This window comes from Hydrogenophaga sedimenti, from assembly GCF_051857515.1.
In the GTDB taxonomy this organism is placed as follows: domain Bacteria; phylum Pseudomonadota; class Gammaproteobacteria; order Burkholderiales; family Burkholderiaceae_C; genus Hydrogenophaga.
Genome location: NZ_JBPZHA010000007.1, coordinates 188,839 through 215,324, shown reverse-complemented (window position 1 = coordinate 215,324; position 26,486 = coordinate 188,839). Strand labels below are relative to the sequence as shown.

Sequence of the window (26,486 nt, the reverse complement as noted above, 5' to 3'; positions counted from 1 at the left end):
CAGACAATATAGGCTATGCGACGCTCGCCGGGTGGCGCTTGACGCATGTCAATCGAATGAATCGCGACCTCCAGTACCCTCGCGGCATGAACGAGGCTGCCACCGTGCCCCCGGTGGGGCTGATGATGAACAACGCACCCACGAACCCGGCGTCCCCTGCGGAAAGCCTGTTCGGGAGCCACCGTGGGCCGCTCACGGTCACCGACGACTTCACCGTCCTGGACGATCCGGTCGAGCAGCGCGAATTCACGGAAATCAAGGAAATCGACGGCCAATCGGTCGCGGAATCCGTGCTGCTGGTGCAGGGCATGTACTGCGCGGCCTGTGCAGACACGGTCGAGTGCGCCCTGCAGGATCTGCCGGGCGTGCGCAGCGCGCGCGTGCATGCGGCCACGCGGCGCCTGATGCTGCAATGGGACCCGTCCGCCACCCGCATGTCGGCCCTGGCCGGCGCGGTCGGTGCCACGGGCTACCGGCTGCTGCCGCTGCAGCAGGCCCTGTCGATCAGTGAGCGCCTGAAGGAAACCCGGTTGGCGCTGTGGCGCCTGTTCGTGGCCGGTTTCTGCGCCATGCAGGTGATGATGTATGCGTGGCCCGCCTATGTGGCCGGTCCGGGCGAGATGGAGCCGGACATCGAGCAACTGCTGCGCTGGGCCAGCTGGGTGCTGAGCGTGCCGGTCGTCACCTTTGCCAGCGGACCGTTCTTCCGCGGCGCCTGGCGCGACCTCAAGCTCGGGCGCGTGGGCATGGACACGCCGGTGTCGATCGGCATCTTCGTGGCCTTTGTGGCCAGTTCCGCCGCCACCTTCGACCCGACCGGGCCATGGGGCAGGGACGTCTGGTTCGACTCCATGACCATGTTCGTGTTCTTCCTGCTGGGCGGGCGTTACCTCGAACTCAAGGCGCGCGACCGCACCGCCGGAGCGCTGGATGCGCTGATGAACCGCCTGCCCGAGACTTGCGAGCGCCAGAGGCCCGATGGGGCCTTCGAGACGCTGTCGGTGCGGCGCCTGGAGGTGGGCAACGTCGTGCGGGTGCAGGCAGGGCAGGCCTTCCCCGGCGACGGGCGGCTGCTGGCCGCATCGGCCACCGTGGATGAAGCCCTGCTGACGGGCGAGTCCCGCCCGGTGACGCGCAGGGCGGGTGAGTCGGTGGTGGCGGGCAGCTTCAATCTTGCGGGCCCGGTGCTGGTGCAGGTCGAGCGGCTGGGCCGGGACACGCGCTTCTCGCAGATCGTGGCGCTGATGGAAAAGGCCTCGACCGAAAAACCGCGCCTGGCGGTGCTGGCCGACCGGATCGCGGCGCCGTTCCTGATGCTGGTGCTGGCGGCTGCCGCTGCGGCCGCCTGGTACTGGTGGCACATCGACCACTCCAAAGCCCTGGCGGTGGCCATCGCGGTGCTGATCGTGACCTGCCCCTGTGCGCTGTCGCTGGCCACGCCGGCGGCGATGCTGAGTTCTGCCGGCGCGCTGGCCCGCCGGGGCATTCTGGTGCGGCGCCTGCAGGCCTTTGAAACCCTGGCCAATATCGACACGGTCGTCTTCGACAAGACCGGCACCCTGACCCAGGACCGTCTGGTGCTCTCGGGCATCGCACTGCGGGATGGCGCAGACCGTCAACAGGCGCTGATGCTGGCGGGTGCATTGGCCATGGGGTCGCTGCATCCGGTGTCGCGGGCCATCGCTGAGGCCGCCAAGACAGAGGACGCGGAGATGCCGGTCCTGGCCGACATCGTTGAAACGCCAGGGCAGGGCATGCAGGGCCGCGATGCACATGGCCGCCAGATCCGTCTGGGCTCGGCCGCGTTTTGTGGCGTGGCGGATGCCGATGGCGATGCGGACACCCGGGTGTGGCTGGCCGATGGACAGGGCTGGCTGGCCCGCTTTTCGATGGAAGAGGGGCTGCGCGAAGATGCCAGTGCTGCAGTGGCGGCACTGCACGGTGCCGGGATCAGGACCCGGCTGTTGTCGGGCGATCGCGCTCAGGCCGCCGACACGGTGGCCAGGCTGATCGGGGTGCAGGAAGTCGTGTCCGGCGCCTCACCGGAGGACAAGCTGGCGGATGTGGTGCGTCTGCAATCGCAGGGGCGTCGGCTGGCGATGGTGGGCGACGGGCTGAACGATGGTCCGGTGCTGGCGCGCGCGGACACCTCTTTTGCGCTGGGCCATGCGGCACCGCTGGCGCAGGCGCAGGCCGACTACGTGCTGCAGGGCGGGCAGGTGATGGATGTCGTGTCGACGCTTCTCCAGGCGCGCCGCACCATGCGCGTCGTCCGTCAGAACCTTGTATGGGCTGCGGTGTACAACCTGGTGAGCGTTCCGATGGCCCTGGTCGGGTGGATGCCTCCGTGGCTGGCCGGACTCGGGATGGCGGCAAGCTCCTTGCTGGTGATCCTGAATGCACTGAGACTCGCCGCCGGGTCGAGAGCTTCCGAGCCGGGCGGGCTGGTCGCTGTTTCAGATTGAGATTTTTTTCAAGGAAGGATCCGACATGGACATCCTGTATCTGCTGATTCCTGTTTCCGTCGTGCTGGTCTTCGCGATCATCGGGGTCTTCTGGTGGGCCTTGCACGCAGGCCAGTTCGACAACGTCGAACGTGAGGGTGAGCGCATTCTTAGAGGCGATTGACGTAAGTCAAGGCGTTCACAGGGTTACATGTGGACACTTGAACAGTGGCATTAATGAGGAGTTCTGTATGTCCGTGACAACAAAGACCGGCCAACCGGCGGTCTACAACGACAGCGTCGTCCGCTGGTTCTCCATCGCAGCCGTGGTCTACGGCGTGGTGGGCATGCTGGTGGGTGTGATCATCGCGGCCCAGTTGACCTGGCCCGAGCTCAACATGGGGATCGAATGGATCACCTACGGTCGCCTGCGGCCGCTACACACCAACGCGGTGATCTTCGCGTTCGGTGGATGCACCCTGTTTGCGACGAGCTACTACATCGTGCAGCGCACCTGCCACACAGCCTTGTTCCTGAACAAGCTGGCGTGGTTCACCTTCATCGGCTGGAACATTGTCATCGTCTCGGCGGTGATCACCCTGCCGCTGGGCCTGACCACCGGCAAGGAATATGCCGAGCTGGAGTGGCCGATCGACATCCTGATCGCCGTGACCTGGGTGGCCTACGCCATCGTGTTCTTCGGCACGGTCGGCATCCGCAAGGTCAAGCACATCTATGTGGCCAACTGGTTCTTCGGTGCCTTCATCATCGCCGTGGCCCTGCTGCACATCGTCAACAGCGCTGAGCTGCCGGTCTCGCTCTTCAAGTCCTACTCGGCCTACGCCGGTGTGCAGGACGCCATGGTGCAATGGTGGTACGGCCACAATGCCGTGGGCTTCTTCCTGACCGCCGCCTTCCTGGGCATGATGTACTACTTCATCCCCAAGCAGGCCGAGCGTCCGGTGTACTCGTATCGCCTGTCGATCGTCCACTTCTGGGCCCTGATCTTCACGTACATGTGGGCGGGTCCCCACCACCTGCACTACACCGCGCTGCCCGACTGGGCGCAGTCGGTCGGCATGGTGTTCTCCCTGATCCTGCTGGCTCCCAGCTGGGGCGGCATGATCAACGGCATCATGACCCTGTCGGGTGCCTGGCACAAGCTGCGTGACGACCCCATCCTGCGCTTCCTGATCGTGTCCCTGTCGTTCTACGGCATGTCCACCTTCGAAGGCCCGATGATGTCCATCAAGACCGTCAACGCCCTGTCGCACTACACCGACTGGACCGTGGGCCACGTGCACTCCGGTGCCCTGGGCTGGGTGGGTCTGGTGTCCATGGGTTCGCTGTACTACCTGATCCCGCGTCTGTTCGGCCAGAAGAAGATGTACTCGGTGCCCGCCATCGAACTGCACTTCTGGATCGCCACCATCGGCATCGTGCTGTACATCGCCGCGATGTGGATTGCCGGTGTGATGCAAGGTCTGATGTGGCGTTCGGTCAACCCCGATGGCAGCCTGACCTACACCTTCGTTGAAGGTGTGAAGGCCACCTTCCCGTTCTATGTGATCCGTCTGCTCGGTGGCCTGCTGTACCTGACCGGCATGATCGTGATGCTCTGGAACGTGGTCATGACCGCCCTCCAAGGCAAGGCGCACAACGCCCCCGTCCTGGCCGTCAACCCCGCCCACGCCTGAGGAGAAGAACAACATGGCTAGCAATGAACATCTGTCCGGTCACGCCCGGATCGAAACCAGCAACTTCCTGATGATCGTCCTGATCACCCTCGTGGTGGCCGTGGGCGGTCTGGTGGAAATCGTTCCCCTGTTCTTCCAGAAGTCCACCACCCAGCCGATCGAAGGGCTCAAGCCCTACACCGCGCTGCAGGTGGCGGGCCGCGACATCTACGTCAAGGAAGGCTGCTACAACTGCCACTCGCAGATGATCCGTCCGTTCCAGGCCGAAACCCTGCGCTATGGTCCTTACTCGGTGGCCGGCGAATATGTCTACGACCACCCCTTCCAGTGGGGTTCGAAGCGCACCGGTCCCGACCTGCACCGCGTGGGCGGCCGCTACAGCGACGAATGGCACCGTGCCCACCTGAACAACCCGCGTGATGTGGTGCCCGAGTCGAACATGCCTGCCTACCCCTGGCTGGCCAACAAGACGGTCGACGCTGCCGGCATTCCTCCCCGGATGAAGGCCCTGCGCACGCTGGGCGCTCCGTACTCGGACGAAGAAATCGCCAAGGCTGCCGAAGACGTCAAGGGCAAGACCGAGCTCGAAGCCCTGATCTCTTACCTGCAGGTGCTGGGTACCGCCCGTACGGCTGCTGTCGCTGCAGCTGCGCAACCTGCTGCCGCTCCGGCAGCGGCTGCTCCCGCCGCCGCTGCGCCTGCAGCAGCCGCCCCGGCGGATGCCAAGCCCGCTGCGCCGGCCGCCGAAGGCAAGGCCCAGTAAAGGTACCCATCATGGACATCAACGATCTTCGCAGCATCGTCACGCTGATCAGCATGCTGACTTTCGTCGGCATCCTGGTCTGGGCCTGGTCCAAACGCAATCAGCGCGACTTCGAAGAGGCAGCCCAGCTGCCCTTCCAGGAAGACTGACTCCCTGCGGCACGAACAAGAGAAATCATCATGAGCGACTTCATCAACGACTTCTGGCATCTGTATGTTGCCGGCATTACGCTCGTCAGCATTCTTGCCTGCGCGGTCCTGCTGTACATCAGCGGCACCACCAAGGCAGCGACCCATGCGGACAACACCACCGGCCACGTCTGGGACGGCGACCTCCGTGAAATGAACAACCCGCTGCCCAAGTGGTGGGTGTACCTGTTCATCATCACCGTGGTGTTCGGTCTGGTCTATGGCGCGCTCTACCCGATGTTCGGCAAGTTCCAGGGTGCCCTGGGCTGGTCGTCCCGCGGTCAGCACGCGGCCGAAGTGGAGAAGGTCGAGAAGGCGATTGCCCCGATCTACGCTGCCTACAACGGCATGAAGCCTGAAGAGATCGCCGCCGATCCCAAGGCGATCGCCATCGGTGAGCGCCTGTTCATGAACTATTGCGCCCAGTGCCATGGTTCTGATGCCCGCGGCTCCAAGAGCTTCCCCAACCTCGCCGACGGCGACTGGCTGGGTGGTTCGGGTCACGAGTACATCAAGACCACGGTCACCAACGGCCGCACCGGTGTCATGCCGCCCATGGCTGCCGCTGTCGGTTCGCCAGAGGATGTGCGCGACGTGGCCAACTATGTGCTGAGCCTGTCGGGCAGCCCGCACGACTCCGTGCGCGCCGCACAAGGCAAGGCCAAGTTCGGCGCTTGCGCTGCTTGCCACGGTCCTGACGGCAAGGGCATGCAGGCAGTGGGCTCCGCCAACCTGACCGACGGCGTTTGGCTGCATGGCTGGGGTGAAGATGCCATCATCCGTGCCGTGAACAACGGCTTCACCAACCAGATGCCGGCACAGGCTTCCAAGCTCAACGCTTCGCAAATCAACGTGCTCGCTGCCTACGTCTGGAGCCTGTCGAACAAGCCGGCTGCCAAGCAATGATGGCCAACCGCCATTGATTTCCCTGTAGCCAGGTTTCCCGTGAGCTCTCCCAGTCCCGACGTTGTTTCATCTTCCGTTCAGTCACCAGTGATTGCCATCGTTCCCGGAGCGCCTCAGGGCGTGCCCGAGGACGATGAGGTGATGGTCTCCCTGTACGCCGCGCGTCAGAAGATCCATCCCAAGGCGGTGTTCGGACTGTTTTCGAAGTGGCGTTGGGTTCTGGTCTGGTTGACCCAGATCGTTTTCTACGGGCTGCCCTGGCTGGAGTGGAACGCCCGTCAAGCGGTGCTCTTCGATCTCGATGCGCGCCGCTTTTACATTTTCGGGCTGGTCCTGTATCCGCAGGACTTCATTTATCTGACGGGCCTGCTGGTCATCTCGGCGCTGGCCCTTTTTCTGTTTACTGCCATCGCCGGACGACTGTGGTGCGGCTATGCCTGTCCCCAGACGGTCTACACCGAGATCTTTCTCTGGATCGAGAAGAAGGTGGAAGGCGACCGGTCGGCCCGCATCCGCCTCGACGAGGCAGCGCTCAACGCGCACAAGTTCGGCAAGAAGTGGCTCAAGCACACGCTCTGGGTTCTTTTTTCGCTGTGGACCGGCTTCACCTTTGTCGGCTATTTCGCCCCCATCCGTGAAGTGGCCGCATTGACCTTGTCGGCATCGCTGGGGCCCTGGCAGACGTTCTGGATCTTCTTCTACAGCTTTGCCACCTATGGCAACGCCGGCTTCCTGCGCGAGCAGGTGTGCAAGTACATGTGTCCCTACGCGCGCTTCCAGAGCGCGATGTTTGACAAGGACACGATGATCGTGACCTACGACCAGGCGCGGGGTGAGCCCCGCGGGCCGCGGTCGAAGAAGGCCGATCCCAAAGCCCTTGGACTGGGGGCCTGTGTCGATTGCACCCTGTGCGTCCAGGTGTGTCCCACGGGCATCGACATCCGCAAAGGGCTTCAGTACGAATGCATCGGCTGCGGTGCCTGCATCGATGTGTGCGACGAGGTGATGGACAAGGTGGGCTACCCACGGGGGCTGGTGAAATACTCGACCCAGAACGGGGTGGCCCAGGGCTGGACGCGTGACCAGATGATCCGCCATGCTTTCCGGCCCCGTGTACTGGTGTACTCCGCCATCCTGGGGGCCATCACACTGGCCGTGTTCGTCAGTCTGTTCTTGCGCACCCCGCTCAAAGTCGATGTGATCCGGGACCGTGGCGCGCTGGCCCGCATGGTGGAGCAGGGGCGCATTGAAAACGTCTTCCGGCTCCAGATCATGAACGCGACCGAGTCGACGCAACACTATTCGATCAGCGTGGATGGCCTTGAGGGCGTCGTGATCGCTTCGGAGAGCTCCGCGGAGGTCCTGCCGACGGAGGTTCGCTCTGTCGCCGTCCGGGTCCAGACTCCGCCCAATGTGGCGCCAGCGGGCTCCCATCCGATTCGTTTCACCATCCGGTCCCAGGGACCGGAGGTGGCGCAGGTGGTGGAAAAGGCCGTTTTCATCGTTCCGCGCTAAACTGAAAGCACATTCCCATGCAAACCGTCATGTCTGCCCAACCTGCTGCCCCTGCCTCCCCAAACCGCACCCCCTGGTGGAAAGTGCCCCACATGTGGATGGTGGTCGGCGGCCCTCTGGCGGTGGTGGTGGCCAGCGTGGTGACATTCGTGATCGCTGCCAGCCATCCTGACCCTGTGCTCAACAAGGCGGACTACGAACGTGATCTTGCGGCGGCCCAGCGGCTGCAAGGGCAGGCGAGGGTGGACGCATTGATCACCCTGCAGCCGGCCGGCCAGGCACGCAACCACGCGGCCTCGCCGGTGGCTGGAACCACCGACCCGACCAAATAAGCGCCTCACCCACCCGTTGAGGCCTCAGACGAACAAGGAGACAGTTCATGAAGACTCAACGGTGGATGTGGATCGCGTGGCCAGCCTTTCTGGTCGCTGCTGTGCTGGAGATGATCGTGTTTGCGATGGTCGATCCTGGTGACCTTCACTGGTTTGGAAACCCGTTGGGGCTTTCGCGGCAGGCGATCTACACACTTGCCTTTTTTGTCTTCTGGGGCGTCACCATGGCCTCCAGTGCGCTGACCACGCTGTTGGCCATGTCCCCTTTCGAGGTCAATCGTTGCCCGGTTCCAGAGTCGCAACGTCCCGAGGACTGCGCCAGAAACGGGCAGTGCTGTTGAGAAGACTTCTGGTCTGAACAACAAAAAGCCCCGCATCAGCGGGGCTTTCTTCATGAGGTGCAGTGCTGCTGCTCAGCGGCAGGTCTGCGGATTCACGATCAGCTTGAGTGCGTCGGTGTTCTTGATGTGCACGTAGCGCTGCTTGACTTCGATGATGCCCTCGTCGACAAACTTGGAGAAGGTCCGGCTGACCGTTTCCAGCTTCATGCCCAGGTAACTGCCGATCTCTTCGCGCGTCATCCGCAGGATGAGTTCGGACTGGGAAAAACCACGTGCATGCAGGCGCTGCACCAGATTCAGCAGAAACGCCGCCAGACGCTCTTCCGCACGCATGCTGCCCAGCAGCAGCATCACGCTGTGGTCTCGCACGATTTCCCGGCTCATGATCTTGTGCACATGGTGCTGCAAGGTGGTGAACTCACGCGAGAGTTCTTCCACCTGGTCGAACGGCATGACACAGACCTCGGCATCTTCCAGGGCGATGGCGTCGCAGGAATGGCGGTCGCTGACGATGCCATCCATGCCAATGATCTCGCCCGTCATCTGGAACCCGGTGACCTGGTCTCTGCCATCCGCGGTGGTGACGCTGGTCTTGAAGAATCCAGAGCGCACCGCGTACAGCGAGGTGAACTTGTCCCCCGTGTTGAACAGTGCCGACCCGCGCTTGATGCGCCGGCGGGTCGAGATCACGTTGTCGAGCTTGTTCATCTCTTCGGGGTTGAGCCCCATGGGCAAGCACAACTCCCGCAGGTTGCAGCTCGAACAAGCCACTTTGATGCTTTGAATATCCATAATTCTTCCGGAATTGGGGCGAAGCTTAACCCATGGCTGGTGCCAGCATCAAGGCGTGGCGGGAAGCAGCAAGGGCGGCAGGGGGAAAACCCGAGAGGCTGAGGACCCCTTGATCAAGATCAAGGGCCTCGCCGGAGCCTTGGGGCACATTCGTCGCCTGCACTGGAGAATTGTTTGTGAGTCACGCCATTTCCGACGAATTGCTCAAGCGATTTGACATCCCCGGCCCCCGCTACACGTCGTACCCGACGGCGGACCGCTTTGTCGAAGCCTTTACGGAAGCCGATTACATCCAGGCACTGGAGCAGCGCCGGGCCGGCTCTCTGGCATTGCCGCTGTCGCTGTATGTGCACATCCCTTTCTGTGAATCGGTGTGCTACTACTGCGCCTGCAACAAGGTCATCACGAAACACCACGAGCGCGCGGCCGAATACCTGCGGTATCTGTCGCGGGAAGTCGAACTGCAGGTGCAGCACTTCGGCAAGGGACACAGCGTCTCCCAGCTGCACCTGGGCGGCGGCACGCCCACCTTCCTTTCCGACACGGAGCTCGAAGACCTGCTGGCCATGATCCGGCGCAACTTCACCTTGGTGCCGGGCGGGGAATATTCGATCGAGGTGGATCCGCGCACGGTGACGGGACAGCGTCTGCAGACCTTGGCCCGGCTGGGCTTCAACCGGCTGAGTTTCGGCGTGCAGGATTTTGATCCGGCGGTCCAGAAGGCCGTGCACCGCGTTCAGCCGGTGGAGCAGGTGTTCGAACTGGTCGAAACCGCTCGCAAGATCGGCTTCGAATCGGTCAACGTCGATCTGATCTACGGCCTGCCGCTGCAGACGCCCGAGTCCTTCGCCCGTACGCTGGCACAGGTCAACCAGTTGCGGCCGGACCGCATCGCGCTTTACGCCTATGCCCACCTGCCGACACGCTTCAAGCCGCAACGGCGCATCGTGGCGGCGGAGTTGCCCAGTGGCGGCGACAAGTTGTCGATGCTGTCGGCTTCGCTGGATGCGATGAGCGAGGCGGGCTATGTGTATGTGGGCATGGACCACTTTGCCCTGCCGACCGACGCGCTGGCCGTGGCCAAGCGCCAGGGACGTCTGCACCGGAATTTCCAGGGGTACAGCACACAGCCGGACTGCGACCTCATTGCTCTGGGTGTTTCCGCGATTGGCCGCATCGGGGCCACTTACAGCCAGAACGCGAAGACGATCGAAGAGTATTACGACGCACTCGACCAGGGGCGCCTGCCGATCGTGCGCGGCCTGGCGCTGACACGGGACGACCTGTTGCGCCGCTCGGTCATCATGTCGCTGATGTGCCAGGGCCAATTGCAGTTCGAATCCATCAATCTGGGTCATCTGATCGACTGCAAAACCTACTTTGCCAGGGAGCTCGAGGTCCTCCAGGACTATGCGAAGCAAGGGCTGGTTCGGATCGACGAGTCGGGTGTCGAAGTGACGGCGGCTGGCTGGTATCTGGTGCGTGCCATCGCCATGGTGTTCGACAAGAATCTCCAGGTGGATCAGGACCGCGCCAGGTTCTCCAAGATCATCTGAGCGGCACCGGTTCGACAGGCGCGGCGGGTGCGCGCCTGCTAGAGTTCCCGCATGCAAACCTCCATGGCCCTGACGGCCCTGTTCATGGGCATCGCCGGTGGTCCGCATTGCGTGGCCATGTGTGGTGCTGCGTGCGCCGGCATCAGCCGCGGTGCGGCCGGGCAGAAAAGCAGCAACGTCGCCTTGCTGACCTTCCAGGTCAGCCGCATGGTGGGCTATGCGACCTTCGGCGCGTTTGCCGCCGGTTCGGTGCAGGGGCTGGCCTGGCTGGGCACCAATACGGCGGTCATCCGCCCTGTCTGGGCCATGTTCCACGTCGCGGCCCTGTTGCTGGGCATCGTGCTGCTCTGGCAGGCCCGGCAGCCGGCATGGCTGGACGGTGTGGCACAAGGGGTCTGGCGTCGCACGAGACCGATGCTGCACCGCCTGGGTGGCCGTGCGCCTATGGTCCTGGGCGTGGCCTGGGCCCTGATGCCCTGCGGGCTGCTGTACTCGGCGTTGATGGTGGCCTCGCTGTCTGCGAGCGCGTTGCAGGGCGCGATGATCATGGCCCTGTTTTCCGTCGGCACTTCACTGTCGCTGACGATCGGGCCGTGGCTGCTGTTGCGCCTGAAGGGCGATGGCTCGGGCGGGTGGGGCATCCGGCTGGCGGGGTTGGCACTGGCGGCCACTTCGGGCTGGGCGCTCTGGATGGGCCTCACCAACCCCACGGGACTGTGGTGTGCCTGATCAGGAGGCCCTGCTCGGCAGCGTCGCCAGAACGAGCCCCAGCAGGGCCACCGCGAACGCCACGATCTGGCCCGGTGTCAGGGTCTCGCCCAGGAAGATGACGCCCACGGCGGCCGCGCTGACGGGCAGCATGACCGTGAAGACGCCGGCCCGCGACGCGGGAATCGACTTCAGACCGGTCATCCAGAGCCAGACGGTCCACATGCTTGCGGCGAGCGCATAGAAGACCAGCAACGCCCAGAGCGGCGGGGCGACGTTCGCGAAGGCGAAGTCCCTGGCCGCCCAGATGCCCATCGGCGTCACCAGGACGAATCCCCACAGATTGATGATGGCCGAGATGCGCTTGGGGCCAAGGCCTTCGGTGAGCCGCTTTCCGATGACCACATAGGAGGCTTCGCACACCACTGCCGCGAAGACCAGGATGTTGCCCCAGACTTGCCGCGAGAGTCCAAGCAAGGCTTCGGGGTCGCCATGGCTGGAGGGGCCCGATTTCTGCATGGAAAACAGGCCGATGCCCACCGCGGCGCAAACAATGCCCGCCGCGGTTTGCCGGGTGAGTCGCTCCCTCAGAAAGACCCATGAGAGCACGGCAACCACGGCGGGGATCGAGGACATGATCACGCCCGCGGAGACCGCCGTTGTCAGGGCCACGCCAAACAGCATGAACACCGAAAACAGAAAGTTGCCGAGGAACGACTCCAGAAAAAGCAGCCGCCTGGTGTGTGCTGACAACGGCTGCTCGTCCGCGGGCTTTTTCAGCCAACGCCACATGGCAAGCCCTCCGATGGCAAAGCGCATCCAGGCCAGCAGGAACACGGGGAAGGCGGCAACGAGCGGTTTGGACAGGGCGACATAGCTGCCGACCAAGGACATGCTGGCCGCCAGGCAGAGGTAGGGCAGGGCTTTGGCCACCACCCTCAGATTCGGTTGTGCAAGAGGCATGGGTCGGCATCATGCCGCAAGGGCCAGCCATGTCGGCCGCGGGCACGGCGAAGTGCATGAAGGCACCACGATGAACCAGCGTTGCCGAAGCCAAGGGGCAGCTGTTTCCGCATGGGGATACTTTGATTTTGCATTATGAGATGATCAAATGCTGCGGTGCACGAATATTTCTTGATACAAGAAAAGTATTTTCGCATTGCGGTTTGTGCCGGTTAAGCTGTTGATATGTAATGACAAAATTCATCTCTTATATAAGACATAAGAGCTTCAAAAAGTCTTCTATAAGACTTACATTTACTCCATCGGCACTGCACTTGCATGAGCAGTCCGCCAGACCCTTCTTCAACCTCAAGGAGTTAGCACCATGCCCCAATCCCTGAAAGAACAACTGAGCCGCCAGCAGCAGATCGAAGCCCTGGAAAAAGACTGGGCGACCAACCCCCGCTGGAAGCTGGTCAAGCGCGGCTACTCCGCCGCCGACGTGGTGCGTCTGCGTGGCAGCATGCAGCCCGAGTACACGCTGGCACAGCGTGGTGCTGAAAAGCTGTGGGACAAGGTCAACGGCGGTGCCAAGAAGGGCTACGTCAACGCCTTTGGCGCCATCACCGCCGGCCAGGCCATGCAACAGGCCAAGGCTGGCCTGGAAGCCGTGTACCTGTCGGGCTGGCAGGTCGCTGCCGACGGCAACACCAGCGAAACCATGTACCCCGACCAGTCGCTGTACGCCTACGACTCGGTGCCCACCATGGTCCGCCGCATCAACAACACGTTCAAGCGTGCCGACGAGATCCAGTGGGGCCGTGGCGTGAATCCGGGTGAAGAGGGTTTCGTCGACTACTTCCTGCCCATCGTGGCCGATGCGGAAGCCGGTTTCGGCGGCGTGCTCAACGCCTTCGAACTGATGAAGAACATGATCGCCGCCGGCGCTGCTGGCGTGCACTTCGAAGACCAGCTGGCTGCCGTGAAGAAGTGTGGCCACATGGGTGGCAAGGTGCTGGTGCCGACGCAGGAAGCCGTCGAAAAGCTGATCGCTGCGCGTTTCGCCGCCGACGTGATGGGCGTGCCCACCATCGTGCTGGCACGTACCGACGCCGAAGCCGCCAACCTGATCACCAGCGACCACGACGCCAACGACAAGCCCTTCCTGACCGGCGAGCGCACCCAAGAAGGCTTCTATCGCGTCAAGAACGGCCTGGAGCAGGCCATCAGCCGTGGCGTGGCCTACGCCCCCTACGCCGACCTGGTGTGGTGCGAAACCGGCGTGCCCGACATCGGCTTCGCCCGCGAGTTCGCGCAGGCTGTGCACGCAGCCTGCCCGGGCAAGCTGCTGAGCTACAACTGCTCGCCGTCGTTCAACTGGAAGAAGAACCTGGACGACAAGCAGATCGCTTCGTTCCAGGAAGACCTGTCGGCGCTGGGCTACAAGTACCAGTTCATCACGCTGGCCGGTATCCACATCAACTGGTTCAACACCTTCCAGTTCGCTCACTCCTACGCCCGTGGCGAAGGCATGAAGCACTACACCGAGATGGTGCAGGAACAGGAATTTGCCGCACGCGAGAAGGGCTACACCTTCGTGTCGCACCAGCAGGAAGTCGGCGCTGGCTACTTCGACGACGTGACCACCGTGATCCAGGGTGGTTCGTCTTCCGTGAAGGCCCTGACGGGTTCGACCGAAGAAGAGCAGTTCCACTGATCGCCAGGACCATCATCGCCGCCTCCGTGCGGTGATGACCGCGTCCCGCCGACCCCGGTCCGTCTTGTGCGCGGCCGGGGTTTTTTCTGGTGGAGGCTCAGACGTTTGTCGCCAATAACATACATTGGCCGCTGCGGCAGAGCGATAGACTCGGCCGGTGGGGAATTTGCCTCTGGTGGCAGGTCGTACCAAACGTTACGAAACAGGAGAGATTCACGTGTTGAGCAAATGGAAATGGGCCTCTGTGCTCGCTTTGGCTTCCTTGGTGTCTGCGTGTGGTGGTGGTGGTGACCCCACGGCGCGTGGTTCCATTGCTTACGATCCTTCCACCGGACGCGGTGCCATTGTGGTGGACTACACCTCCCAGCCAGAGGCGAACAGTGATGCCTTGTCTGCTTGTGGTGCGGCAGGTTGTTCTGTGGTGCTTGAGTTTTCGGGCAATGGTACTTGTGGGTCTATTGCGGTGTCTGGCAATGGGGCTTGGGGCGCCGCAAGTGGTGGCTCCAAGGAGCTTGCAGACTCGCGGGCTGTTGCCGATTGCCAGAAACGGGGTGGTGGTTCTTGCGCGATCCCCCAAGATTTGACAACCCAATGCAATTGATGTGGCGTCGCTGATGATGTCACGCACGCAGATGTGCAAAACGAAAACGCGGCCTTGGCCGCGTTTTTTGTTGCACGCGCCGGCAGGCTAAACACCGCGCAGATGCGGCATCCACAGCCCCCCGTCGTCCGAGTGCGCGGGTGTGAAGTTACGCTCTGGAGAGATGGCTTCCAGCACCGCGTCGGAATCGTCTGCCAGGTAGCCGTATCCGATCGGCTGGTACTTCCAGTCCGGGTCCAGGTGGGTGTAGAGCGCCGCTCTTGCTGCACGGCGCTCCGGGGTGAGCATTTTGAGGTGATACAGGTTGAAGGTGGTGTCCACCACCTGCACGTCGGGAATCATCCTGTCCCAGGGCGTGTGCAGCGGGCGTGGCTGCGGGTGCCACTGCGACGGCAACCTGAAGAGGCGCGTCTGGCGTTTCTGGCCCCACACCCCGTCGACGCGGTAGTGCTGTGTGGTGAACATCTCGCGCAACGCAAATGAGTAGGCGATCGGTCCCCGGGCGGCTGTCAGCAGTGGCATCGCCTGGGCCAGTCCGGCCTCGAAGCGCTCGTCAGGGTCGATGGCCAGTACCCAGTCGGCGCCAGCCGCCTTGGCGGCTTCCAGCAGCCGATGGCGGCGCGCAGGTTCGTCGCTGTAGAACTCGGTGCTGGCCCGGTCGTCCCAGGCAATCCATCCATCGACGAGCGGCCGGATGTTTGCCAGCAGATCCGGGACCAGGCCCGCGTCGTACCGGAAACAGAAGACGGCGAAGATGCGCTCAGTGGCCGCGGGGTGGCGTGGTTGGTGGTGTATGGAAATCATCGCGCGGCGCGTGCGGTGCTTGGCGTTGTTCGCGTTCCTGGCGTGCCTGACCAGGCGCCTGCTGCATAGACCAGGCCGCCCAACGCGATCAGGGGCAGTGCCACCAGCGTGCTGAGAAGGAACCTGCGCTCCGCGACACGCACCGATATCTGCATGGTCGACGCAATGCGGCCGAGGATGCCCCAGGCGAACGACCGGCGGCTGCGTCCTGCGATGGCCATCCATGCGTCCGAGGCCCGTTTTCCCCGTTGGTATTGATCGCCCACGAAGCCGCGCAGGGTCGACGGACCGCGGTGAACGGTTTGAACCGCCGGACACCAGACCGGGCGTTCGGCCGGGTCCAGCCGCAAGTGAAAATCGGTGTCCTCGCCGCCCTCGATGTCTTCGCGGAACAGCCCGTGCCGTTCGAAGAGCTTGCGGTCGTAGGATGCGCCGTAGCATTGCGCCAGCGCGGCCGGCACGCGGGGCATCCTTCTGCAGAACAAGGTGAGATGGGCAGCCAGCGCAATCGGGTGCCGGGGGCGGTGACACAGCAGCGCGCTGGCGACCGCGCCGTGTCCTGCTTTGTGGGCGTTCAGCCGCTCTGCGACCCAGCCTGGGCTGGCCAGGCAGTCGGACGCCAGGAATGCGATGTAGCGGTGTGCGGTCGATGCCAGCCCCAGGTTGCGGGCTCCTCCTGGGAAGAGCCGGGCATCCCGTTCCACCACCCGGACGCCGAGTCCGGCCTCTTGGAGCTTGGCCTGTGCCCCGCCTCCGCCAGAGTTGACCACCACCACATCCTGGGCATTCTGCTGAACCAGCAATGATCGGACGGCATCCACCAGGGAGTCTGGAGTCTGGTGCGAAATGACCACGGTGCAAAGCCCCCCGTCGGCCTCCGGTGTCCGGAGTCGGTCGTGGGCGGGCGGCGGCGTGGTGTCCCGATCGACCAGGGTGATTGCGACGACGCCTATGCCCAGAGCGCGGGTGTCTGGCCCCGTGCCATCGCCTTGTGGCGATGACGCGTGAGATGTTTCGAAGGAGATGAAGAGGGCGCCGGTTTCTCGCAGCGCTTCGCCAACCGGCACACATCGCCTACGGAGACCGTCGGCCGTTTCTCCATGGTCGATCCAGTGGGCCACAGGGTGACCGTTGACCGAGCAGAGGGTTTGCCGGGTCCCGACCGACGGCGACAGGTACGGGATGTAGTCGATCTCAAGCCACTGGGGCTGATCCGAGGGGGAGCGGACGGCCGTGAGCACAGCATGGTCCTGCGCCGTCCACTGTCCCCAGGGTTCCTGCCCGTGGAACCCGGTCAGTGCAACACGGCAACGGTCGTTGACGTCCGTCCGCTGGTCTGGCGTGAGGGGCATCAGGCCCGTCAGCTCGGTGACCCGCCGTGGTGCTCTGAGTGTTGCCTCCCGTCTCTCGGACGAGGCTGTGGCCGAACACCATTTCTCCATGTGCGTGGCGATGGCGGCGCTGTCGGCAACGGGTGCCTGCTCGCGAAAGCGTTCGATGCACATCCGGTACAGCGCCAGGTAGCGGTTGACCCAGGGCTCCAGCGAACAGTCCTGCCGCACTTGTTGACCGACAGTGGTGGCCTCGGCCTCCGAAAAGCGATCGATCTCCGCGAGCAGAACCTCTTCGGTCAGGGGGCGGGTCAAGGCCCGGAGGCCAAAGTTCTGGGCCCTCCATTCGGGGTAACGCGCCGTGTTGACGAACCCCGCCAGGCCCCGGTGGTCGCACAGGACGACCGGGCGCAGGCAGGCCATGGCTTCAATGGCCGTCAGTCCGCTGGCGAACACCAGGTCGTATTCAGGGAACAGTTGCTCAGGATGCTCGTGCGGGCGTCCGGTGGCCGTCCCGGCCACATCAAGCCGGATGCCACGCGCCTTGCAGGCCGCTTCGATGGGCGCCAGCTGCGCGCTTCCCTTGAGCATGACCAGTGCGTTGCGCGGGCGGGCTGGTGCCGGCGGCCCTGGCCGGAAAAGCTGCATGTCGGTGGCGTTTTCCACCAGGCTCATGCGGGAGGCTTCGATCCCGCATTCCACCGTCAGCCGGTCCCGGGTTGCGTCGCCGACGGCCACGAAATGAAGGATGTTGTCCAGTTTGGGCGGCTCGTCGTGCCAGGCGGTGAAGTCATGGCAAACGAAGATGCCGGGCACCTGGGGAAACCTGGCGGCAGCGACACCCGTCTGGATGACATGGTGCCCATGAAGGATGTCGGGTTCGGTCCTGATCTGATCGATCCGGGACAGCACCGGAATGCCATGTGCCCTCAGTTCTTCTGCGATGGATCCCAAATGCGGGCTGTAGACCATCGGCAGATGGCCCGCTGCCTGGAGGCCCAGCGCCAGATTGCGGGTGACGATTTCGGTGCCGCTGCGCCCGTCCAGGCGGATGTTGGTGATGAGAACGCGCAATGGTCGAAGCGGCGGAGTCATGAATGGGGCCACGGGCCAGATGATGCCTGCGATCACAATGTGCGAAACAATGTATCAGGACTTGGTCCCCAAAAAGTTCTTGGTACGCACCCGGTTTTGGGGCCGCGCGGACAGCGCGGTGTGACCCGGTCGGGTTCCGGCTCGAACTGTGCGAAAATCTCTGTCCAATTCATTTCGAATCTCGACCCACGGCAGCAGGTTATGACACCGCGAACTACTTCTAAGCCATTCTTCGGGGCCTTCTGACCCCAGCAGTTCGCGCCTGCCATTCCGTTCCCAGTCCATTTCCTCCGAAGCGCGGCCCCTGCCGCGCTTTTTTGTTTCCGGATCTTGCCCATGCCCAACATCACGCTCCCCGACGGTTCCCAGAGACAGTTTCCTGGTCCCGTGACCGTGGCCGAAGTGGCTGCCTCCATCGGCACCGGCCTGGCCAAGGCCGCCTTGGGTGGCAAGGTCGATGGCAAGCTGGTCGACACCAGCTTCCAGATTTTCCAGGATGCATCTCTGGCCATCATCACCGCCAAGGATCCCGACGGCCTGGAGATGATCCGGCACTCCACCGCCCACTTGCTGGCCTACGCGGTCAAGGAGCTTTTCCCCGACGCCCAGGTCACCATCGGGCCGGTGATCGAGCACGGCTTTTTCTACGACTTTGCGTACAAACGTCCGTTCACGCCGGAAGATCTTGCAGCCATCGAAAAGAAGATGGCCGAACTGGCCAGCAAGGACGAGGCCGTGGTGCGCCGGGTGCTGCCCAGGGACGAGGCGGTGGCCTATTTCAAGGGCTTGGGAGAAGACTACAAGGCGGAAATCATTGCCAGCATCCCGAGCAATGAGGATGTGTCGCTGTACCGCGAAGGTGCCTTTGAGGACTTGTGCCGTGGCCCGCACGTGCCCAGCACCGGCAAGCTCAAGCACTTCAAGCTGATGAAGGTGGCCGGTGCCTACTGGCGCGGCGACCACCGAAATGAAATGCTGCAGCGCATCTATGGCACGGCCTGGGCGAGCAAGGACGAACTGCAGCAGTACCTGACGATGCTGGAAGAGGCCGAGAAGCGCGACCACCGCCGCCTTGGCCGCGAGCTGGACCTGTTCCACATCGACGAGCACTCGCCGGGCACGGTCTTCTGGCACCCCAAGGGCTGGACGGTGTGGCAGGAGGTCGAGCAGTACATGCGCCGTGTGTACCGAGACAACGGCTACCAGGAGGTCAAGGGCCCTCAGATCCTCGACCAGGGCCTGTGGGAGAAGACCGGCCACTGGGACAAGTACCGCGAGAACATGTTCGTGACCGAATCGGAAAAGCGCGACTATGCGCTCAAGCCGATGAACTGCCCTGGCCACATCATCATCTTCAAGCAGGGCATCAAGAGCTACCGTGACCTGCCGTTGCGCTTCGGCGAGTTCGGCCAGTGCCACCGCAACGAGCCCTCGGGCGGCCTGCACGGCATCATGCGCGTGCGCGCCTTCACGCAGGACGATGGCCATATCTTTTGTACCGAAGAGCAGATCCAGGACGAGGTCGTGGCCTTTACCACGCTGCTGCAGAAGGTCTACAAGGACTTCGGGTTCACCGACATCATCTACAAACTCTCGACGCGTCCCGAGAAGCGCATCGGCACCGAAGAGAGCTGGGATCGGGCCGAGGCCGCGCTGGCCAACGGCCTGAAGGCCTCTGGCTGCGAATTCGAGTACCTGCCGGGCGAGGGCGCCTTCTACGGCCCCAAGATCGAATACACGCTGAAAGATGCCCTTGGCCGCCCCTGGCAGTGCGGCACCATCCAAGTCGATCCCAACCTGCCCGAGCGCCTGGACGCAGAGTTTGTGGGTGAGGACGGCTCGCGCCATCGCCCCATCATGCTGCACCGTGCCATTGTGGGCAGTCTGGAGCGCTTCATCGGCATCCTGATCGAACAGCACGCTGGCGCACTGCCGGTTTGGCTTGCTCCGGTGCAGGTTTCGGTGCTCAACATCACCGATTCCCAGGCGGATTACGTCCAGGAAGTGGTGAAAACGCTGCAAAAACAAGGGCTTAGAGTCGAATCTGACCTGCGCAACGAGAAAATTACGTATAAAATACGGGAGCACGCGTTGCAAAAGCTGCCCTATATCCTGGTCGTGGGCGACAAGGAGAAGGCTGCTGGCGCCGTGGCTGTGCGGGCACGAGGTAACAAAGACCTCGGTGTCATGTCGCTGGAGGACTTCTCCAAATTGATTGCGACAGACGTTTCCTCCAAAGTGTGATTTTCATCCGCTCCGGAAGGGCCCCTCGGCTGCTGCGCTCCATGCGTGGGCCCCGAGGGGCTTTGTTTTTTCAGCCAGTTCTGCCCACGACAAGGAATTCACCATAGCTACCAACTTTCGCGACCGCCGCCAGCGTGAAGAGCGTGCACACCGCCTGAACCGGGAAATCATGGCCCCTGAGGTTCGCCTCAACGGCCCAGAGAACGAGCCCTTGGGCATCGTCAGTCTCCAGGAAGCGTTGCGCATGGCCGGCGAGCTGGACGTGGATCTGGTGGAGATCGCTGCCACGGCCAATCCGCCGGTCTGCCGCCTGATGGACTATGGAAAGTTCAAGTACCAGGAGCAGAAGAAGGCGGCCGAAGCCAAGGCCAAGCAGACGGTCATCGAGATCAAGGAAATCAAGTTCCGTCCCGGTACCGACGACGGCGACTACAACATCAAGATGCGCAACATCCGCCGTTTTCTGGACGACGGTGACAAGTGCAAGATCACACTGCGGTTCCGCGGTCGCGAGATCACCCATCAGGAACTGGGCCTTGCGTTGCTGAACCGGATTCGGGACGACCTCGGTGACACCATCCTGGTCGAGCAGTTCCCGAAGCTGGAAGGGCGTCAGATGATCATGATGATCGCGCCCGGACGCAAGAAAGCTGGTGCCACGCTCAAGGGTGAAGCATCGGCCGCTGCGGAGCAGCCGGCGGCCTGAGCGCCGTCGTTTTGAGTTCAAGGATTGGAGAGGCAGGGTAGTCGCCTGCCTCCCGAGGCCAGTGGCAATTGCCGCTGAGCCGAATGAGTGGTCGAAAGACCGCTCTCAAAAAGTGGCTCGGGGCCAGCAAGTCCGCGGAAGGTTCGCGGCGCCTCACGAGCACAAATGAAAAGGAGCATGAAGATGCCCAAAATGAAGACCAAGAGCAGCGCGAAGAAGCGGTTTCGCGTTCGTCCCGGTGGTACCGTCAAGCGCGGTCAAGCCTTCAAGCGTCACATCCTGACCAAGAAGACCACCAAGAACAAGCGCCATCTGCGTGGTGCGGTGACTGTTCATGAGACCAATATGGGTCACATGGCACAGATGCTGCCCGGCACGGGCATTTGATCAACGACGAACAAGGAGTCACTCATGCCTCGCGTCAAACGTGGTGTAACGGCACGCGCCCGTCACAAAAAAGTTCTCGCCCTTGCCAAAGGTTTCCGCGGTCGCCGCGGTAACGTCTTCCGCATCGCCAAACAGGCGGTGATGAAGGCCGGTCAATACGCCTACCGTGACCGCCGCACCAAGAAGCGTGTTTTCCGTCAGCTGTGGATCGCGCGTATCAACGCCGGTGCACGTGCTTGCGGCCTGACGTACAGCCAGTTCGCCAACGGCCTGAAGAAGGCCCAGATCGAAATCGACCGCAAGGTCCTGGCTGATCTGGCCGTCAATGACGTTGCTGCTTTCAACAGCATCGTGGAGCAAGTCAAAGCCAAGCTGGCCGCTTGATTCACGACGGACGCCAGCCGGCCCGCAAGGGCTGGCATGGCGTCCACGTCGCTCAAAGGGGTTGAGGCTTGAGGGAATTCCCTCGCTGGCTTCAGCCCCTTTTTTGTTTTTACGCACAAGACACCCATGAACGAGTTGGACGCACTGGTCGAGAGCGCGCGCGCAGGTTTCGCGCAGGCCGCCACCCCCGCCGATCTTGAGAATGCCAAGGCGCTGTACCTGGGCAAATCGGGCCGCATCACCGAGCTGATGAAGGGCATGGCCACGCTGCCGGTCGATGAGAAGAAGACCCGTGGCGCGGCGATCAATGTGGCCAAGCAGGCCATCGAGGCCGCACTGACCGAGCGTCGCCAGGCCCTGGCCGATGCCGAACTCGAAACCCAGCTCAGGGCCGAAGCGCTGGACGTGAGCCTGCCGGGTCGTCAGCGCGGGCAGGGCGGTCTGCACCCGGTGAGCCTGACGCTTGAGCGCATCGAAGCGATCTTCGGCTCACAAGGCTTCGAGGTGGCCGAAGGCCCCGAAATCGAGTCCGACTGGTTCAACTTCACCGCACTGAACACGCCTGAGGACCATCCGGCGCGTTCGATGCACGACACCTTTTATGTGGAAGGTGGCAGTGCCAAAGCGCCCAACCTGCTGCGCACCCACACCAGCCCGATGCAGATCCGCCATGCGGTGCAGCACGTCAAGCGCCACCGCGCCGCCCTGGATGCCGGGTTGCCCATGCCCGAGATCCGCGTGATCGCACCGGGACGCACCTACCGCGTCGACAGCGATGCCACGCACTCGCCCATGTTCCACCAGTGTGAAGGCCTGTGGATCGGCGAGAACGTGAGCTTCAAGGACCTGAAGGTGGTGTTCACGGATTTCTGCCGCACCTTCTTCGAGTCCGACGATCTGGTGCTGCGCTTCCGTCCCAGCTTCTTCCCGTTCACCGAACCCAGCGCCGAGATCGACATCCAGTTCCAGAGTGGGCCGCTGGCCGGTCGGTGGCTGGAGGTTGCTGGCTCCGGTCAGGTGCACCCGAACGTGGTGCGCAACATGGGGCTGGACCCCGAACGCTACATCGGCTTTGCCTTCGGCATGGGCCCGGACCGCCTGACCATGCTGCGCTATGGCGTGAACGATCTGCGTCTGTTCTTTGACGGCGACATCCGCTTCCTGCGTCAGTTCGCCTGATCCTTTGCGCCGCTTGCCCACGTACCGAGTCGTCTCATGCAATTCCCCGAATCCTGGCTGCGTGCCTTCTGCAACCCGTCCCTGTCCAGCCAGCAGCTGGCCGACACCTTGACCATGGCCGGTCTGGAGGTCGAAGAGCTGCGCCCGTTCGCTCCTCCCTTCACCGGCGTGGTGGTGGGCCAGATCCTGAGCGCCGAACAGCACCCCAACGCCGACCGTCTGCGCGTGTGCCAGGTGGACGTGGGGCAGGGCGATCCGCTCAACATCGTCTGCGGCGCGCCCAACGCGCGCGCCGGCATCAAGATCCCGTGTGCCACCGTGGGGGCTCTGCTGCCGCCGGGTGAAGACGGCAAGCCATTTGCGATCAAGCTGGGCAAGCTGCGCGGCGTCGAAAGCCAGGGCATGCTGTGCTCGGCTAAGGAGCTGCAGATCTCTGAAGAGAGCAACGGCTTGCTGGAGCTGGGCGATGACGCGGTGATCGGCCGCAACATCCGCGAGCAGCTGGGTCTGGACGACATGCTGTTCACGCTCAAGCTCACACCCAACCTGGCGCATTGCCTGAGCGTGTACGGCATCGCGCGCGAGGTCTCGGCCCTGACCGACACCCCGCTGCAGCAACCCGAATTTCCCAAGGCAGCCGTGCAGGTGCCCGACCGCCTGCCGGTGAGTGTGCAGGCGCCCGACCTGTGCGGCCGTTTCAGCGGCCGCGTGGTGCGCGGCGTGGACACCAAGGCGCAGACGCCGGCCTGGATGGTCGAGCGCCTGGCGCGCTGCGGCCAGCGCAGCATTTCGCCGCTGGTGGACATCTCCAACTACGTGATGTTCGAGCTGGGCCGGCCCTCGCACATCTTCGACCTCGACAAGATCCACGGCGGCCTGCAAGTGCGCTGGGGGCGTGAGGGCGAACAGCTCAAGCTGCTCAACGGCAACACCGTCACCGTGGATGCCGAAGTCGGCGTGATCGCCGACGACAAGGAGGTCGAGTCGCTCGCCGGCATCATGGGCGGTGACGCCACCGCCGTGTCCGACGACACGCAGAACATCTTCATCGAGGCCGCCTTCTGGTGGCCCAAGGCGATTGCCGGCCGTTCGCGCCGCTACAACTTCAGCACCGACGCCGGACACCGCTTCGAGCGCGGCGTGGATCCGTCCACCACGGTCGAACACGTCGAGCGCATCACGCAACTGGTGCTCGATATCTGCGGCGGCCAGGCCGGTCCGCTGGACGACCAGACCCTGGCCTTGCCGGAGGGCAAGCCGGTCACGCTGCGCGTGGCCCGTGCCAACAAGATCATCGGCATGCCGGTCACGCAGGAACAATGCGCCGGTGCGTTGCGTCGCCTGGGCTTGCAAGTCACCGAAGGCGAAGGCACGGTCACCGTCGCTCCGCCGGCCTTCCGTTTCGACCTGCAGATCGAGGAAGACCTGATCGAGGAAGTGGCGCGCGTGATCGGCTACGAGCAGCTGCCGACCAACCCTCCGCTCGCACCGATCACCGCCAAGCTGCGCGCCGAGTCCAAGCGTGGACCGTTTGCCGTGCGCCGCCAGCTTGCCCAGCTGGGCTACCAGGAAACCATCAACTTCAGCTTTGTCGAAGAGCGCTGGGAGCGCGAACTGGCGGGCAACGCGGACCCGATCAAGCTGCTGAACCCTATCGCCAGCCAGATGAGCGTGATGCGCTCGTCGCTGCTGGGCAGCCTGATCGCGGTGCTCAAGTTCAATCTGGATCGCAAGGCCCAGCGCGTGCGCCTGTTCGAGCTGGGCCGCGTGTTTCGCAAAGACGCGTCGGTCCAGGACAGCGACACCAGCGTGGCCGGTTTCGACCAGCCCATGCGTGTCGCTGGTCTGGCCTATGGTGGCGTCGACAGCCTGCAGTGGGGCAGTGCCGAGCGCAACGTCGATTTCTTCGACATCAAGGGCGATGTGCAGTCGCTGCTGGCGCCGCTGCGTCCGACGTACAAGCCGGACGAACACCCCGCCATGCATCCTGGTCGCTGTGCGAGCGTCTGGCTGGGCGAGCGCTGCATCGGCCATGTGGGCGAGCTGCATCCCAAATGGCGCCAGGGCTACGACCTGGCCCAGGCACCGGTGATGTTCGAACTGACGCTGGACGCCGTGCTGCAGCGCGAGGTACCGGTGTTCCAGGCGGTCAGCCGCCATCAGCCGGTGGAGCGCGACATCGCCATCGTGGTCAAGGAATCGGTGACGCATGCGGCAGTGATGGACGCCATCCGGGCGCCGGGCAGCGCCCTGCTGCGCGACGCTGTGCTGTTCGACGTCTACCGCCCGAAGAAGCAGGCCGATGGCAGCGTGGCCGGTGGCCTCGCGGCGGACGAGAAGAGTCTGGCCGTGCGACTGACCCTCAGCCGCGACGACGCTACACTGACCGACGAGGAGATCGAATCGACGGTCGGTGCGGCGATTGCGTCGCTGGATCAACGCCTGGGCGCGCGCTTGCGCTGAGCCCGTTCACCTGGACACGTTTTTGGAGCACATCCCGATGGAACTGGCGGTTGAAAGTCTGGAAACACCAGCGCTGACCAAGGCCCAGCTGGCCGAATTGCTGTTTGACCAGATCGGTCTGAACAAGCGCGAATCCAAGGACATGATCGATGCCTTCTTCGATCTGATCACCGATTGCTTGGTCAACGGTACGGACGTGAAGATTTCCGGTTTCGGCAACTTCCAGATCCGGACCAAGGCACCGCGCCCCGGTCGCAACCCGCGCACCGGCGAACCCGTGGCAATCGAAGCCCGCCGCGTGGTCACCTTCCACGCCAGCCCCAAGCTCAAGGAGCAGGTGCAGGCCGCGGCAGTGTCCGGCTGATGGCCGGTCACCGGATTCGTTCAGCATCCTGAACCCGGCGCCGCGAGGTGCCGGGTTTTTTCATGGGTTTCGCCGCTGGATCGGTCTTCGGAACAGATACAAACGATGCATTTGCAACAGCTTGTACGTTTTTTTGAAGGTCAAGACCCGCTGGTGCGCCTGTTAGAGTAAATTTCAAGGTTCGGTTTCTACCGCTTTGATTTTCATGGAAAAATCGCTCCCCCCGATCCCAGCGAAGCGCTACTTCACCATCGGTGAAGTCGGCGAGCTCTGCGGTGTCAAACCGCATGTGCTGCGGTATTGGGAGCAGGAATTCACACAGCTTCGCCCGATGAAGCGGCGGGGTAACCGGCGCTACTACCAGCATCATGAGGTCCTCATGATCCGGCGCATCCGCGAACTGCTGTACGACCAAGGTTTCACAATCAGTGGTGCACGCAACAAGCTCCAGGAACTGGTGCAGGCTGAGCGCGAGAAGCGCCGCGTGGATGGTGATGAGTTCGGCGAAGTCGGGGATTTCGATGTGGTTGGAGACATTGACGACCGGGTTGACGATGCCGCTGCCGACGTGGTGCCTGACCAGACGTCTTCCCCCATGCCGGCCGCGGCTTGGATGGGGATGCGCCGTGAATTGCTCGAAATCCGCGAGCTTCTGAGCTTCCCGGCGTGAAAGCCTCCATTTACAGGATATAATCTAAGGCTTGTCGGCGTGTAGCGCAGCCTGGTAGCGCACTTGCATGGGGTGCAAGGGGTCGCGAGTTCGAATCCCGCCACGCCGACCAATAAAATCAACGGGTTAGCTCAGAAACGAGCTAACCCGTTTTTCTTTCCAGAGCCCGTGGGGTAAACGTTGGGGTAAACAGACTCAGCGCTGCTGGTTCTTCAACGGATCAGAAGAACGCCCACGACGGCAGGAATCACAATCCTGGCCTCCGCGACTTCCCCGTTCTTGGTTTTGTGGTGGTCAAGCAACGATGATCCGTTGCCTGTGCGGCTTGGCGCCATCCACGTTGGTTCGCCGACGAAC

Annotated in this window: 25 protein-coding genes and 1 tRNA gene; 22 read left to right on the top strand and 4 right to left on the bottom strand. The window is 63.1% G+C overall.

Annotated elements, in window-relative coordinates:
- Positions 1-86: 86 nt before the first annotated feature.
- The 9 genes from ACS5NL_RS13680 (at position 87) to ACS5NL_RS13640 (ending at position 8,186) form a co-directional block, all read left to right on the top strand.
- Entirely contained in the window at positions 87-2,465 is a 2,379-nt protein-coding gene (locus tag ACS5NL_RS13680; RefSeq protein ID WP_439354411.1) for a heavy metal translocating P-type ATPase, read from the top strand.
- Between the two features lie 25 nt (positions 2,466-2,490).
- Entirely contained in the window at positions 2,491-2,628 is a 138-nt protein-coding gene (ccoS, locus tag ACS5NL_RS13675) for a cbb3-type cytochrome oxidase assembly protein CcoS (protein WP_439354410.1), read from the top strand.
- Positions 2,629-2,695: 67 nt separating this feature from the next.
- Positions 2,696-4,141 carry a cytochrome-c oxidase, cbb3-type subunit I gene (gene ccoN, locus ACS5NL_RS13670; RefSeq protein ID WP_439354409.1) on the top strand — a complete coding sequence of 482 codons (1,446 nt, stop codon included), beginning with the start codon at positions 2,696-2,698 and terminating at the stop codon, positions 4,139-4,141.
- A 13-nt stretch (positions 4,142-4,154) separates the two neighbouring features.
- The gene (ccoO, locus tag ACS5NL_RS13665) at positions 4,155-4,904 is read left to right on the top strand and encodes a cytochrome-c oxidase, cbb3-type subunit II (RefSeq protein WP_439354408.1); all 750 of its coding nucleotides are present in this window, start codon (positions 4,155-4,157) and stop codon (positions 4,902-4,904) included.
- Positions 4,905-4,915: 11 nt separating this feature from the next.
- A complete protein-coding gene (locus tag ACS5NL_RS13660) occupies positions 4,916-5,053 on the top strand; it encodes a cbb3-type cytochrome oxidase subunit 3 (protein ID WP_411367489.1) in 138 nt (45 codons plus the stop codon).
- Positions 5,054-5,083: 30 nt separating this feature from the next.
- Positions 5,084-5,998 carry a cytochrome-c oxidase, cbb3-type subunit III gene (ccoP, locus tag ACS5NL_RS13655; RefSeq protein WP_439354407.1) on the top strand — a complete coding sequence of 305 codons (915 nt, stop codon included), beginning with the start codon at positions 5,084-5,086 and terminating at the stop codon, positions 5,996-5,998.
- Positions 5,999-6,139: 141 nt separating this feature from the next.
- Positions 6,140-7,513: a cytochrome c oxidase accessory protein CcoG gene (gene ccoG, locus ACS5NL_RS13650; RefSeq protein WP_439354406.1), complete on the top strand. Its 1,374-nt coding sequence runs from the start codon at positions 6,140-6,142 to the stop codon at positions 7,511-7,513.
- Between the two features lie 92 nt (positions 7,514-7,605).
- On the top strand, positions 7,606-7,845 hold the full coding sequence (locus ACS5NL_RS13645) for a hypothetical protein (RefSeq protein WP_439354405.1): 240 nt from the start codon (positions 7,606-7,608) through the stop codon (positions 7,843-7,845).
- A gap of 47 nt (positions 7,846-7,892) precedes the next feature.
- Positions 7,893-8,186, top strand: coding sequence for a hypothetical protein (locus ACS5NL_RS13640; protein ID WP_439354404.1), 294 nt, complete (start codon positions 7,893-7,895; stop codon positions 8,184-8,186).
- A gap of 72 nt (positions 8,187-8,258) precedes the next feature.
- Here the strand turns inward: ACS5NL_RS13640 and fnr are convergent, their stop codons facing one another.
- Positions 8,259-8,978, bottom strand: coding sequence for a fumarate/nitrate reduction transcriptional regulator Fnr (fnr, locus tag ACS5NL_RS13635; protein ID WP_439354403.1), 720 nt, complete (start codon positions 8,976-8,978; stop codon positions 8,259-8,261).
- Positions 8,979-9,154: 176 nt separating this feature from the next.
- On the opposite strand from fnr, the gene hemN reads away from it, so the two are divergent.
- Positions 9,155-10,534, top strand: coding sequence for an oxygen-independent coproporphyrinogen III oxidase (gene hemN, locus ACS5NL_RS13630; RefSeq protein ID WP_439354402.1), 1,380 nt, complete (start codon positions 9,155-9,157; stop codon positions 10,532-10,534).
- 51 nt (positions 10,535-10,585) lie between these two features.
- On the top strand, positions 10,586-11,263 hold the full coding sequence (locus ACS5NL_RS13625) for a sulfite exporter TauE/SafE family protein (RefSeq protein WP_439354401.1): 678 nt from the start codon (positions 10,586-10,588) through the stop codon (positions 11,261-11,263).
- On the opposite strand, the gene ACS5NL_RS13620 is transcribed toward ACS5NL_RS13625, so the two are convergent.
- A complete protein-coding gene (locus ACS5NL_RS13620; protein ID WP_439354400.1) occupies positions 11,264-12,205 on the bottom strand; it encodes a DMT family transporter in 942 nt (313 codons plus the stop codon).
- 364 nt (positions 12,206-12,569) lie between these two features.
- On the opposite strand from ACS5NL_RS13620, the gene aceA reads away from it, so the two are divergent.
- Both aceA and ACS5NL_RS13610 read left to right on the top strand, forming a co-directional pair.
- Complete coding sequence (gene aceA, locus ACS5NL_RS13615; RefSeq protein WP_439354399.1) at positions 12,570-13,901, top strand: isocitrate lyase; 1,332 nt, start codon at positions 12,570-12,572, stop codon at positions 13,899-13,901.
- Positions 13,902-14,058: 157 nt separating this feature from the next.
- Positions 14,059-14,502, top strand: coding sequence for a DUF4189 domain-containing protein (locus ACS5NL_RS13610; protein WP_439354398.1), 444 nt, complete (start codon positions 14,059-14,061; stop codon positions 14,500-14,502).
- Positions 14,503-14,589: 87 nt separating this feature from the next.
- Here the strand turns inward: ACS5NL_RS13610 and ACS5NL_RS13605 are convergent, their stop codons facing one another.
- Together ACS5NL_RS13605 and ACS5NL_RS13600 are read right to left on the bottom strand one after the other, a co-directional pair.
- Positions 14,590-15,306: a glycosyltransferase family protein gene (locus ACS5NL_RS13605; RefSeq protein ID WP_439354397.1), complete on the bottom strand. Its 717-nt coding sequence runs from the start codon at positions 15,304-15,306 to the stop codon at positions 14,590-14,592.
- A complete protein-coding gene (locus tag ACS5NL_RS13600) occupies positions 15,303-17,744 on the bottom strand; it encodes a glycosyltransferase (RefSeq protein WP_439354396.1) in 2,442 nt (813 codons plus the stop codon). The genes ACS5NL_RS13605 and ACS5NL_RS13600 overlap by 4 nt, the downstream gene beginning before the upstream one ends.
- Positions 17,745-18,068: 324 nt before the next feature.
- Here ACS5NL_RS13600 and thrS point away from each other — a divergent pair, with 324 nt between their 5' ends.
- The 9 genes from thrS (at position 18,069) to ACS5NL_RS13555 (ending at position 26,241) form a co-directional block, all read left to right on the top strand.
- On the top strand, positions 18,069-19,976 hold the full coding sequence (gene thrS / locus ACS5NL_RS13595; protein ID WP_439354395.1) for a threonine--tRNA ligase: 1,908 nt from the start codon (positions 18,069-18,071) through the stop codon (positions 19,974-19,976).
- A 103-nt stretch (positions 19,977-20,079) separates the two neighbouring features.
- A complete protein-coding gene (infC, locus tag ACS5NL_RS13590) occupies positions 20,080-20,682 on the top strand; it encodes a translation initiation factor IF-3 (protein WP_439354446.1) in 603 nt (200 codons plus the stop codon).
- A 183-nt stretch (positions 20,683-20,865) separates the two neighbouring features.
- Positions 20,866-21,069 carry a 50S ribosomal protein L35 gene (gene rpmI / locus ACS5NL_RS13585; protein WP_159596967.1) on the top strand — a complete coding sequence of 68 codons (204 nt, stop codon included), beginning with the start codon at positions 20,866-20,868 and terminating at the stop codon, positions 21,067-21,069.
- A 24-nt stretch (positions 21,070-21,093) separates the two neighbouring features.
- A complete protein-coding gene (gene rplT, locus ACS5NL_RS13580; protein WP_066151478.1) occupies positions 21,094-21,453 on the top strand; it encodes a 50S ribosomal protein L20 in 360 nt (119 codons plus the stop codon).
- Positions 21,454-21,579: 126 nt separating this feature from the next.
- Entirely contained in the window at positions 21,580-22,632 is a 1,053-nt protein-coding gene (gene pheS / locus ACS5NL_RS13575) for a phenylalanine--tRNA ligase subunit alpha (protein ID WP_439354394.1), read from the top strand.
- A gap of 36 nt (positions 22,633-22,668) precedes the next feature.
- On the top strand, positions 22,669-25,095 hold the full coding sequence (pheT, locus tag ACS5NL_RS13570; protein ID WP_439354393.1) for a phenylalanine--tRNA ligase subunit beta: 2,427 nt from the start codon (positions 22,669-22,671) through the stop codon (positions 25,093-25,095).
- Positions 25,096-25,132: 37 nt separating this feature from the next.
- Entirely contained in the window at positions 25,133-25,459 is a 327-nt protein-coding gene (locus tag ACS5NL_RS13565) for an integration host factor subunit alpha (RefSeq protein ID WP_439354392.1), read from the top strand.
- Positions 25,460-25,664: 205 nt separating this feature from the next.
- On the top strand, positions 25,665-26,129 hold the full coding sequence (locus ACS5NL_RS13560) for a MerR family transcriptional regulator (RefSeq protein WP_439354391.1): 465 nt from the start codon (positions 25,665-25,667) through the stop codon (positions 26,127-26,129).
- Positions 26,130-26,164: 35 nt separating this feature from the next.
- Positions 26,165-26,241 (top strand) — tRNA-Pro (locus ACS5NL_RS13555).
- Positions 26,242-26,486 lie beyond the last annotated feature (245 nt).

Excerpts from the sequence above, each read along its gene's own strand:
- ACS5NL_RS13680 (WP_439354411.1), top strand. The coding sequence starts at position 87 with ATGAACGAGGCTGCCACCGTGCCCCCGGTGGGGCTGATGATGAACAAC.
- ccoS (WP_439354410.1), top strand. The coding sequence starts at position 2,491 with ATGGACATCCTGTATCTGCTGATTCCTGTTTCCGTCGTGCTGGTCTTC.
- ccoN (WP_439354409.1), top strand. The coding sequence starts at position 2,696 with ATGTCCGTGACAACAAAGACCGGCCAACCGGCGGTCTACAACGACAGC.
- ccoO (WP_439354408.1), top strand. The coding sequence starts at position 4,155 with ATGGCTAGCAATGAACATCTGTCCGGTCACGCCCGGATCGAAACCAGC.
- ACS5NL_RS13660 (WP_411367489.1), top strand. The coding sequence starts at position 4,916 with ATGGACATCAACGATCTTCGCAGCATCGTCACGCTGATCAGCATGCTG.
- ccoP (WP_439354407.1), top strand. The coding sequence starts at position 5,084 with ATGAGCGACTTCATCAACGACTTCTGGCATCTGTATGTTGCCGGCATT.
- ccoG (WP_439354406.1), top strand. The coding sequence starts at position 6,140 with ATGGTCTCCCTGTACGCCGCGCGTCAGAAGATCCATCCCAAGGCGGTG.
- ACS5NL_RS13645 (WP_439354405.1), top strand. The coding sequence starts at position 7,606 with ATGTGGATGGTGGTCGGCGGCCCTCTGGCGGTGGTGGTGGCCAGCGTG.
- ACS5NL_RS13640 (WP_439354404.1), top strand. The coding sequence starts at position 7,893 with ATGAAGACTCAACGGTGGATGTGGATCGCGTGGCCAGCCTTTCTGGTC.
- fnr (WP_439354403.1), bottom strand. The coding sequence starts at position 8,978 with ATGGATATTCAAAGCATCAAAGTGGCTTGTTCGAGCTGCAACCTGCGG.
- ACS5NL_RS13625 (WP_439354401.1), top strand. The coding sequence starts at position 10,586 with ATGCAAACCTCCATGGCCCTGACGGCCCTGTTCATGGGCATCGCCGGT.
- ACS5NL_RS13620 (WP_439354400.1), bottom strand. The coding sequence starts at position 12,205 with ATGCCTCTTGCACAACCGAATCTGAGGGTGGTGGCCAAAGCCCTGCCC.
- aceA (WP_439354399.1), top strand. The coding sequence starts at position 12,570 with ATGCCCCAATCCCTGAAAGAACAACTGAGCCGCCAGCAGCAGATCGAA.
- ACS5NL_RS13605 (WP_439354397.1), bottom strand. The coding sequence starts at position 15,306 with ATGATTTCCATACACCACCAACCACGCCACCCCGCGGCCACTGAGCGC.
- thrS (WP_439354395.1), top strand. The coding sequence starts at position 18,069 with ATGCCCAACATCACGCTCCCCGACGGTTCCCAGAGACAGTTTCCTGGT.
- rpmI (WP_159596967.1), top strand. The coding sequence starts at position 20,866 with ATGCCCAAAATGAAGACCAAGAGCAGCGCGAAGAAGCGGTTTCGCGTT.
- rplT (WP_066151478.1), top strand. The coding sequence starts at position 21,094 with ATGCCTCGCGTCAAACGTGGTGTAACGGCACGCGCCCGTCACAAAAAA.
- pheS (WP_439354394.1), top strand. The coding sequence starts at position 21,580 with ATGAACGAGTTGGACGCACTGGTCGAGAGCGCGCGCGCAGGTTTCGCG.
- pheT (WP_439354393.1), top strand. The coding sequence starts at position 22,669 with ATGCAATTCCCCGAATCCTGGCTGCGTGCCTTCTGCAACCCGTCCCTG.
- ACS5NL_RS13565 (WP_439354392.1), top strand. The coding sequence starts at position 25,133 with ATGGAACTGGCGGTTGAAAGTCTGGAAACACCAGCGCTGACCAAGGCC.
- ACS5NL_RS13560 (WP_439354391.1), top strand. The coding sequence starts at position 25,665 with ATGGAAAAATCGCTCCCCCCGATCCCAGCGAAGCGCTACTTCACCATC.